We start from the raw sequence: 1,646 nt of genomic DNA on the forward strand, positions 1-1,646 counted from the left end.
GCCCTGGCTGGCTTTCTTCGCGCCGCTGCCAGCGTTCGCGGCATCGATGAGCTTGCACAGCTCACTGGTCTTGTACTCGCGCTCAGGGTGGGCTTCGTGGATGTCCAGTACCGCACCCCGCAGGGAGCCCTTCACCCGGCGGCCGTTCCCCGTCGCGGCTGCCTGCCCCTCCAGGTCGCGGTTCGACTCGCCCTCGGCGTCCTCGCCCTCGGCGTCGGCGTCGGCGTCGGCGTCGTCGGGCACGGTGTCGGACTGCTGGCGGTCGTGGCCCGCCTCTCCCGAGGGCGGCTGCTCGTCGGCGTCGCTGGAAGACGTGACCGTGTCCAGCGGAGCAGGTGCGCCACCGGTGGAAGCCAGGGCCGGGGACGCGCCGTCCGTGTCTCGGGCTGCCGGTGCAGGAGCTTCGGTGTCCCGTTCGGGCGCGCCAGCGGTGCCGGAGGGATCGGTCGGGGTGGCGGTGTCCGAGGTGGTGATCGCGGTCCCGTCGGGTGGTGTGTCAGCCGGCTCCTGGGTGGAGGGTGGCGTGGCGGTGGTGGTGCGGCCGGTGTCGGTCAACCGCCACAGGGTGCGGTTGTCCTCGCTGCGGAACCGCTCGGTCTGCCCGGTCTTCTCCCAGGCTCGCAGCTTCGCCGTCGCCGTGGAGTAGCCGAGCCCGGCGTGCTCGGCCACGGCCGTGGCAGTGGCCTCACCGAGCTCGCTGAGCGCGGCGAGGACCGTGAACATCGTGTGCGCCGGCACCGGCTGTGTTGCATCCGTCATGGGCACGTCCTTCCTGGTGTGGAGGTCAGCAGTGATCCACGCTTCGACCGCGTCGCTGATCAAGTGCGACGACCGGATCTCGGGACATTCCCCTGAGATCCGCGCCCGGTCGGTCGCCAGCCGGGGCGTGGCGGGCACGCGTGGGAAGGAATGAGTGATCGGCCGGCGGGCGCCGGCTGGGTGCGGTGAGAACGAGGACTCGACATCGGCGGGAGATGCCAGCCAGGTCCGGCTTGCTGCGCTCGCCCGCGGCGACGTGCGCCCCGGGGAGGCGGTGGGCCGGGCAGGCCATGGCGTGCTCCGCGCGGGGCAGCACGTCTTCGACGCGGACACTGTGGGGAGGACTTCTTGCCGATGGAGAGGGGCTGGAAGAGGAATACGGCGGCCTGTGCAGGCCAGGCGGGAGCGAGCGCCCCACACCCGGGGCGCCCGGCCTGTAGAGCACTGGCCGCCGCTGTGTGAGGCGGTGCGGCCGCTGGCCGTTGAGGCAGGTGCGGTGCGTCGGCGGCAGCAGAGGGAAGCCGACCCCGCAGGTTGACACGGCATGGACCGATCGCTGGGAAATCCAGCTCGGCTGGGCCCGCAGCGGGCTGCCGGGGCGCGGGCGGTGGGGTCTAGAGGGTGACGGCGAGTAGCCGCTGATCGGGGTCGAGGGTGTCGAGGTGGGCCAGGGCCTGCTCGAGGTAGGTGATGCGGTGGGCGAGGGCGTCGCTGACCGGAGCGAGCTTGCGGCCGTCAGCGGTGAGCATCGCGTCGCCGGCGACGGCGCTGGCGGCGCGGTAGTGCTGGTAGGCGATCTGCCCCGCCTGGTACATCTCCAGCTCTCCGACGGCGGGCTGGCCAGGGCCGGGAGCGGCGGCGGCGTGCAGGCGCATGGCGTGGACGCG

Annotated in this window: 1 protein-coding gene and 1 pseudogene; both read right to left on the bottom strand. The window is 72.8% G+C overall.

The features are described from left to right. Positions 1–759, bottom strand: a 759-nt coding sequence (locus B0E53_RS36305; RefSeq protein WP_146167968.1) for a MarR family winged helix-turn-helix transcriptional regulator, incomplete at its 3' end; no start/stop codon positions are given. Between the two features lie 614 nt (positions 760–1,373). Then, a pseudogene (locus B0E53_RS38300) lies at positions 1,374–1,646 on the bottom strand (hypothetical protein); the annotation flags it as partial.

Source organism: Micromonospora sp. MH33, from assembly GCF_003013775.1.
Taxonomy (GTDB): domain Bacteria; phylum Actinomycetota; class Actinomycetes; order Mycobacteriales; family Micromonosporaceae; genus Micromonospora; species Micromonospora fulviviridis.